Source organism: Candidatus Propionivibrio aalborgensis (assembly GCF_900089945.1).
Taxonomy (GTDB): domain Bacteria; phylum Pseudomonadota; class Gammaproteobacteria; order Burkholderiales; family Rhodocyclaceae; genus Propionivibrio; species Propionivibrio aalborgensis.
The window spans coordinates 1-7,490 of sequence record NZ_FLQY01000222.1 but is presented as its reverse complement, the minus strand read 5'-3'; the positions used below and the strand labels follow the sequence as shown (position 1 = coordinate 7,490).

Sequence of the window (7,490 nt, the reverse complement as noted above, 5' to 3'; positions counted from 1 at the left end):
GCTGAAACCATTCGTCATTGATCGGATCGAAGAATATTTACAGCAGATTTCGGACTTGACTCGGAACCAACGGGCCTGTCGAATAGATGCCATCGGGCTTTCATCGCGAATACCGCTTGTGTGCCCAGCCACGCTTTTGCTGTCGGCAGTAACGGGATGTCTTGAATAGAAGGGGTGAAAGCGGTGATTGCCTTCCATCACGCTTCTTGCCTGGCCAGCGCTTGATACTCTTGATTGTCATCATGCGCGCCTCCGATTCAGGAGGAGGTAGATGACAGGCGGGGCTTGGAAAGCTTGCGCTCAGCCCATTCGATCAGGTCTTGAGTAGTGTAGACGGCGCGTTTTCCGAAGCGGGAATATGCTGGCCCGCCTCCGACGGTCACCCATTTTTGCAGGGTGTTCTTGCTGACTTCCAACCCAAGCGTGTTGGTGAGATATAGGGCGGCTTCTTCTCGGTTGATATAGCGTTTTTCCATTTGCTGACTCCACGTAGTAGTGTGAAGTCAGCATAAGGGAAGGTTTGAATGAAGTAATTCTAAACAATTAGATAGCTTTGGGAACGCCTCAGTCGTCCCAATTCAGAAACTCCTCAAGAGACCAACACATACGGCCTGGCGATGTGTTAAGCAGGCGTTCCTGAAAGCCTTTAGAGTAGTAGATTCGCCTGATCTTTTCATAGGATGCGGGCATTCTTTCCGCAGCCATTTTTAATCTAGCCACCACTTGACCGCGCGGTATCGGAACTCCCGTTTCATTGAGAAAGTCGAGTAGTGCTTCTTTGAATTCGCTTTGGCTAGCGATTGGCCTCCCTTTGGTTTCGTGCGGAATATCTTTGAGGCTGCCTAGGCTGCGATACAACAAGGCGCGGGAATTTATGGGCAAGAGCGCGGTGTTGAGCAGAAGATTCACAATTTCTCGAATAATTGGCCGGCCATCGCAATGAATCAGGACGTAAATCAACCAGGCACGTGCAGCCATAGGTAGGTGCTCGCCATTGAACAGCAGATCACGAACCTCGCTCATCATGAAGTCGCGGTTTTTTCTGGAGTTTACGTTGACGGCCCGGTATGCGAAATATTCAAATTTTCTAGCCTCAATGTGTTCAGCTGTTGAGCCGATTTCGATACATGCATCAAAGCCTTCTGGAACCCGAGAATCTGCGCTTGGCTCGATGGATTTGTGATGTACTGCAATATCCATTGGCTCGGGCAAGTTCTTTGCTGTCTGAGAGTTTATGACAGGCTTGGGGAATTTCTGATTGATCAGTTTCTTGATTTTTTCCGCATCGGCATAGTGGGTGCTGTCATTGTCGTTATTCATGAAAAGGCCCCATTTGCGTTTGCGCGGCTTGGCGCTCCCCTAGCGGCGAATATCTCCGTTTTTCGACCGTCAACGCCGGGGTAGCGCGCATGGTTACAGCAATCCGCGTTCCGCAAAGGAGGTCGACAAATCTCCAGCGACGATGAAATGATCGAGCACGCGAATGTCCACCAGCGCCAAAGCAGACTTCAGCTCTTGTGTTAGCAGCCTGTCGGCTGCGCTGGGTTCGGGAATGCCTGATGGATGATTGTGTGCCAAGACCACGGCGGCCGCATTGTGTGCCAAGCCGGCCTTCACCACTTCGCGCGGATAAATGGCCGTCTGGGTAATCGTTCCCGTAAACAGGGCGTCGAAAGCAATCACCCGGTTCTGAGCGTCAAGCCATAGCACATGAAATTCTTCATGCTCGAGTGACACCAAGCGAAGCTTGAGGTAATCGCGCACAGCGTGCGGCGTTGACATGGCCTTGGAACGATAGACGGCGCTTTTCTCCAGAACTTTGAAAGCGCGTTTAACAATGCGGCGTTCTTGCTTGTTCAAGAGGAAACAACAGGCGCTATCTATCGCCGGCATTATCGGGGCAGCCTGCGGGTGGGGTTTCTTCCTTGCGGTAGAATTCGTATCAGCCATGATGTGAAGCTCCTTTTCACGTTATTGGTTAGGGCTGGCTTGGTGCGCTAACACCCTGCCGGCCCGCTTTGCCTGATACCGTCAAGCGGCGGTTTTCTTCTTCGCTTTCACAGACCCTACAAGGGCGTCGTTAATCCGGCTTTGCCAGCCGCTTCCTGTTGCTTTGTAGAAATCGACGACTTCGGGATCGAGTCGAAGTGTGACCTGGCATTTGACCGGCGTCTTCTGGGGGCCACGCTGGCCACGCAGTCGCTTGAATTGCGACAATTGAGCATCGGTCAATGGTGGATTATCCGGGTCGCTCAAGGCACCCGCATTGATGGCGTCATCCTCTGCTGGCGTTGGCACATCAAAGATCCGAGTTTTTGAGCGTACTTGCATAGTGCTTCACCTCTCTGCTGTTTGCCTTGCGCAGGCTGATGATTCGGTAGCGTTCACCACGTTGGACGAACACCACACAGAAAACGCGCGTTCCAATCGGCGCAAGGCCAATCTCCCTTGATTCACCGTATTCCTTCCTGTCGTCTGTGCGGCTGAAAAGTAACTCCCACTCCAGTTCATGCGCCAGCGCTAGCGATACCCCATGCTTGGCAATATTCGCGGCATCCTTGGCGCGGTCGAACTCAATATTCATTCTGTTTTATTGTAGTTATCATTAAATAGGATAGCAAGGGTGAATCAGGGTTTCGTCTTCTTCATCGGCACAATGTCGGCTTTTGGCTTTCCTAAAGATTCAGCCAGCCCAGCCAAGGCGGTAGCCGCGGCCCGTTCCGCCAGCGTGCTCTTGGATTTTTCGGCAAAATGGATGTAGCGCATTGTGGTCGACACCTGCTTATGTCCAAGCGATTCCATCAATTCGGCAGACGAGGCACCGTCCATCGCCAAGTGAGATGCGAGCGAGTGCCGTAAGCCATGCAAGCCCAGTGCGGCCGGTAGACCTGCCTCTTTTCGAACCTGGCGCCAGGGTTTCGCCAGCGAAATGACGCCATCGCCCTTGGCCGGCATGAAAACGTAGTCAACGGGATCGCCGTCAGGTTGCCGCGCGATGATCGCTTGCGCGGCAACGGGCAGGGTGATGACGCGCGGTTTCCCGGTTCGCCCGCCTGTCTTGTGTTTGTTCGGCGGGATGCTGACTTGACCGGCGCTTTGGTCGACGTAAGACCAGGTCATGCTGACGACTTCGCCCTTGCGTGCCCCGGTCAGGGCAATAAAGCGGATTGCGTCGGCAACGGGCTGGCGAATACGTAACTCATTCTCCATTTGAACCAGGGTATTGAATAGGCGCGCGTAATCTTCTGATCCGGCCATGATCGTGTCACGTTGCCCCGGTTGATCCACTTTAATGCTTGCGGCTGGGTTGTCCTTCAAAATGCCCTCGGAAACGGCCCAGGAATAGGCAGCGCGCAGCACCAATACCGCCTTGTCTGCCGTTCCCTTGCCGCCTGTAACCTTCGCCACGCCCCTAGCCTTGGTCTTGACATTGGCGGCCGTCTTGCCCTTTGTGATGTCGTTTTGAGCCCGGCGAACGCTATCAGGGCTCAGTAAGTCGGCATATTGCTTGCCTAGCAATGGCCGAATGTGCCGCTCGATCCTGCCTTTATCCACATATTTGGTGCTTTCCGCCTTCTTGGCGAAGGTGGGCGATTCAAGATACAGGTCAAGCAATTGATTGACGGTTAGCGCTTTCTGGCGTTTCTGTTTATGGCCCATCGGGTCGCCACCATTGAGCACCTCTCGGTAAAGTTCTTTGGCGCGTTTTCTGGCTTGGTCTGCTGTAAGCGATTCGGAGGCTTTACCGATGGTGATTCGTCTATTCTTTCCCTCGGGAGTGCGGAAGCCAAATACAAAGCTTTTGACTCCGGTCGGATAAACCGCCAAGCCAAAACCAGGCGTTTTGCTATCCCACAGAATGAATATTTTTTCCGATGCGACAGCAGAGTCGACGACTGATTTTGTTATTTCCTTTGTCATAACAACCTCACCGAATTTCCCGCTTGCACCCCACCAAGTAAACGCCAAGTAAACGCGACAGGGTAAAAACAAGTAAAAATAGGTTTAACACTTGGACTAATAGTAAGGCTATAAGCACTGAAAACACAAGTGATAGTTTAAATGGGTATTGGTAAGTAAACGATAGAAATGATACGGGGCTTGGATTGTGATTCCAAGGGTCACCGGTTCAAGCCCGGTACATCGCCCCAAGTTGCAAGGCTTTATGTGATAGCGCATAGCCTAGAAGCCTGAAGTAAGCACAAAACAAACGGGGGGGTCGGAAGAAAGCCGACTCCCCCGTTTGTTTTGGAGTCATCTGCCCGGTCACTGAGCCGAGAGTCACTGAGCCGAGAGTTGACAGGTGATCGTTTGATTACTAAGATGGTAGTCAAATGATCACCAAAAGGTTTCCCCATGACTGCCCAGAACAAGGACGCCGAATATCTCGGCCGCCTGCGCGATTACTATGCCGCAAACCGGCGCATTCCTTCGTTTCAGCGTATCGCGGAATTGATGGGTTTTGCTTCCCGGGCCGCTTCGAGCAAGCTGCTTGAGCGGCTCGAAGCCGCCGGTTTTGTCGAACGCACGCCGGACGACGATGCATGGATTCCGTCTGCTCGTTTTTTCGAGCGGCCGCTGGTCAGCGCATCGATTCGGGCTGGCAGTTCCGAGTCGATCGAAGGGACCGGGGCGGAGCCTTTCCTCGTCGACAACTACCTCATCCAGCACCCCTCGCGCACGGTCATGATTCCGGTCAAGGGCGATTCCATGATCGATGCCGGCATTCACGACGGCGATGTCATTGTTGTCGAGCGCGACCGAGAGGCCAGGGCGGGCGATTTTGTCGTGGCCATTGTCGACGATGGATTCACCCTCAAGGAACTCGCTATCGAGCGTGGCAAATTCATCCTCTTGCCGCATAACAAGACGTATCCGATCATCCGCCCCAAGGGCGAGCTGGAAATCTACGGCGTCATGGTCGGCCTGGTGCGCCGCTTCGCGCATTGAGTCTTGTCATCATGAACGATGAGGTTTCCCTCGATGACGTATTGGCGCGGCCCGATGTCTGGCGCGGGAGCCGTTCTGCCGGCGGTTCTGCCAACGGTTTTGCCCATGCGAAAATTCCTTCGGTCCCGAGTGGTTTTGCTGCGCTCGATGCCGAATTGCCGGGTGGAGGGTGGCCGCGTGGTGCGCTGACCGAGATTCTGCTGGATGGCACGGGGTTGGGCGAGTGTTCGTTGTTGCTGCCTGCGCTGCTGCAAATACAGCAGGAGGGCAGGTGGGGCATGCTGGTCGCTCCTCCACATCGGGCGCACGGGCCGGCATGGGTTTCGGCAGGGGTCGATCTGGCGCAGCTGGCGATTGTGTCGTCGGCGCAACCGCGTGACGTCTTGTGGGCAACCGAGCAGGCATTGTCGAATGCGGCGCTTGGCGTGGTGCTGTGCTGGGCGACATCTGTGGATGCTCGGCAACTCAGACGCCTGCAGGTTGCAGCAGCAGGCGGCAATAGCGTGATGTTCCTGTTTCGTCCGCTGCGGGCTGCTCAGTCGTCCTCGGCGGCTCCGCTCCGGCTCTTGCTCAGTTCGGGTGAGCGCGGCTCGCTAGGCCTTAAAGTGCTCAAGCGACGTGGCGCCCCGTGCAGCCGGACGCTCACTCTCGACGTGCCGCGTACGAAGCACTGGCGCGACCCCCATGAATTCGAACGTGAAGCCCTTGTGGCTCGCCCTCCATCTGCCCTGCCTGCCGCTCGAAGCGAACCTTCCCCTGTCCTCGCCTAGCGCCGTGGTCGAGCAGGGGCGCATCCTCCTCGGCGACCAAGCGGCGCAGCGAGCGGGTGTCGAGAGCGGCATGGGCATCGCTGCCGCGCGCATGCTGGCGCCGGCCATTGCGCTTGTCGCGCGGGATCGGGCGAGAGAAACTTCGGCCTTGCAGACCCTGGCCTGTTGGGCGGGCAATCTTACCCCTCGCCTCAGCCTGACCCCCGATACCCTGTTGCTGGAAATCGGCAGTTGCCTGCGGCTGTTTGGCGGGCTGGAAGTCATGGTGCCTTTGGCCAAGGAAGGTGTACAGGCGCAACACTACAGCGTCGAGATTGCGGCTGCGCCCACTCCTCTGGGCGCGCACTGGCTGGCGCAAGCGCGAACGCAAGCGCTTTGTCCCGATGAGGCAAGTATGCGCCAGAAGCTGGCAATGCTTCCCGTCGATATCTTGCCGCACAAAGCCGCCGTGACCCTGCGCCGTTTCGGTATCACCACCTTGGCCGAAGCCGCGCGCCTGCCTTCGGCCGCCCTGGCGCGGCGGATTGGCAGGGAGGCCGTTCGGTTGATCGCACAGGCATTGGGCGAGCAGCCCGATCCACGCCCGGACTTTGTTTTTCCGGAACGGTTCGCCTTGTCGTTGGAACTTCCTGCCACAGTGGAGTACGCAACAGCCTTGCTATTCGCGGCTCGACGTTTGATTTCCGCCCTGGCCGGCTGGCTGTCGGCGCGGCAGGCCGGCGTGCGCGAGATCATGCTGCAACTCCGGCATCGTCACACAGTGACGGATGTCGTGCTGCGCTTCGCCGATCTCACGGCCGATGGGAGCCGCTTCGAGCGTGTACTGCGCGAGCGCCTGGAGCGACTGACACTCCAGGCGCCGGTCGAATCGCTGCTGCTCACGGCGACCCAGGTGGTTCAGCGCCCACACCGCAATCAGACCCTGTTTGAAGCCGCCCAGGACACCAGGGATGCGATTGGCAACTTGTTGGAGCGATTGAGTGCGCGCCTTGGCGAGAAACAGGTCTACGGCATCGCCCCGCACGACGATCACCGTCCTGAGCACGCCACCCGATCGGCTTCCCTGTTCGGCAAGTCTAGCCCGGTTGCGCCGCCGGCTTTGCCCCGGCCCCTCTGGCTGCTCGACAAACCCGAGTCGCTCTCCGATGTTCAGGGCCGGCCCTACCGTTGCGGGCCATTGACCCTGCTGGCCGGGCCGGAACGGATCGAGGCGGGCTGGTGGGATACCCGCGCAAGCCGCAGGGACGTGCGCCGCGACTATTTCATTGCCCGTTCGGTGGATGCGCGCTGGCTGTGGATCTATCGCGAATGCCAGGCACCCGGCCGATGGTTCCTGCAGGGGTTCTTCGCATGAATGAAGCAGATGCCTTGCCGGACTATGCAGAACTGCACTGTCTGAGTAACTTCAGTTTTCTGCGCGGGGCGTCGCATTCGCGCGAACTGGTGCAGCGCGCCGTTAAGCTCGGCTATTGCGCGCTGGCGATTACCGATGAATGTTCCTTTGCCGGAGTCGTGCGCGCGCACGAAGCGGCCAAACCGCTCGGCCTCAAACTGCTGATCGGGACCGAACTGCGCCGACAAGGGGAAATATGCGCTCAGCCGCGGCGATCTGACCAGCGGCATTCCCGACTGTCTGGCGTTGTGGATCGCATCGGGCAATGCCTCGATCGAGGACGGTTTTTTTCTGATGGACCGGTTTCCGGGGCGCTGCTGGATCGCCTATGAACGGCACCTCGCGCCGGACGACCGGAAACGTTTCGCGCATCTGCA

Annotated in this window: 11 protein-coding genes and 1 tRNA gene; 5 read left to right on the top strand and 7 right to left on the bottom strand. The window is 57.1% G+C overall.

What is annotated here, in order from left to right; genetic code table 11:
• The 7 genes from PROAA_RS18900 to PROAA_RS11230 all read right to left on the bottom strand — a co-directional run.
• On the bottom strand, window positions 1–201 hold a 201-nt coding region (locus PROAA_RS18900), incomplete at its 3' end, for a hypothetical protein (RefSeq protein ID WP_222102224.1).
• 56 nt (window positions 202–257) lie between these two features.
• Complete coding sequence (locus PROAA_RS11255; RefSeq protein WP_186411435.1) at window positions 258–476, bottom strand: helix-turn-helix transcriptional regulator; 219 nt, start codon at window positions 474–476, stop codon at window positions 258–260.
• Between the two features lie 88 nt (window positions 477–564).
• The gene (locus tag PROAA_RS11250) at window positions 565–1,320 is read right to left on the bottom strand and encodes a hypothetical protein (RefSeq protein WP_186411434.1); all 756 of its coding nucleotides are present in this window, start codon (window positions 1,318–1,320) and stop codon (window positions 565–567) included.
• Between the two features lie 93 nt (window positions 1,321–1,413).
• Entirely contained in the window at window positions 1,414–1,893 is a 480-nt protein-coding gene (locus PROAA_RS11245) for a JAB domain-containing protein (protein ID WP_245664250.1), read from the bottom strand.
• A gap of 138 nt (window positions 1,894–2,031) precedes the next feature.
• Window positions 2,032–2,298: a BrnA antitoxin family protein gene (locus PROAA_RS11240; protein WP_222102223.1), complete on the bottom strand. Its 267-nt coding sequence runs from the start codon at window positions 2,296–2,298 to the stop codon at window positions 2,032–2,034.
• Between the two features lies 1 nt (window position 2,299).
• Window positions 2,300–2,584 (bottom strand): BrnT family toxin, encoded by a 285-nt coding sequence (locus tag PROAA_RS11235; protein WP_186411431.1) that lies wholly within the window; start codon window positions 2,582–2,584, stop codon window positions 2,300–2,302.
• A gap of 44 nt (window positions 2,585–2,628) precedes the next feature.
• Window positions 2,629–3,921 carry a tyrosine-type recombinase/integrase gene (locus tag PROAA_RS11230; protein WP_186411430.1) on the bottom strand — a complete coding sequence of 431 codons (1,293 nt, stop codon included), beginning with the start codon at window positions 3,919–3,921 and terminating at the stop codon, window positions 2,629–2,631.
• A gap of 129 nt (window positions 3,922–4,050) precedes the next feature.
• On the opposite strand from PROAA_RS11230, the gene PROAA_RS11225 reads away from it, so the two are divergent.
• The 5 genes from PROAA_RS11225 (at window position 4,051) to PROAA_RS11205 (ending at window position 7,445) form a co-directional block, all read left to right on the top strand.
• Window positions 4,051–4,151: transfer RNA gene (locus PROAA_RS11225), tRNA-OTHER, on the top strand.
• 205 nt (window positions 4,152–4,356) lie between these two features.
• Window positions 4,357–4,950: a LexA family protein gene (locus tag PROAA_RS11220; protein WP_186411429.1), complete on the top strand. Its 594-nt coding sequence runs from the start codon at window positions 4,357–4,359 to the stop codon at window positions 4,948–4,950.
• Between the two features lie 11 nt (window positions 4,951–4,961).
• Window positions 4,962–5,720 (top strand): translesion DNA synthesis-associated protein ImuA, encoded by a 759-nt coding sequence (gene imuA, locus PROAA_RS11215; RefSeq protein ID WP_186411428.1) that lies wholly within the window; start codon window positions 4,962–4,964, stop codon window positions 5,718–5,720.
• Window positions 5,635–7,074 (top strand): Y-family DNA polymerase, encoded by a 1,440-nt coding sequence (locus PROAA_RS11210; protein WP_186411427.1) that lies wholly within the window; start codon window positions 5,635–5,637, stop codon window positions 7,072–7,074. Before imuA ends, PROAA_RS11210 begins: the two co-directional genes overlap by 86 nt.
• Window positions 7,071–7,445: a PHP domain-containing protein gene (locus tag PROAA_RS11205; RefSeq protein ID WP_186411426.1), complete on the top strand. Its 375-nt coding sequence runs from the start codon at window positions 7,071–7,073 to the stop codon at window positions 7,443–7,445. The genes PROAA_RS11210 and PROAA_RS11205 overlap by 4 nt, the downstream gene beginning before the upstream one ends.
• Window positions 7,446–7,490: the final 45 nt, after the last annotated feature.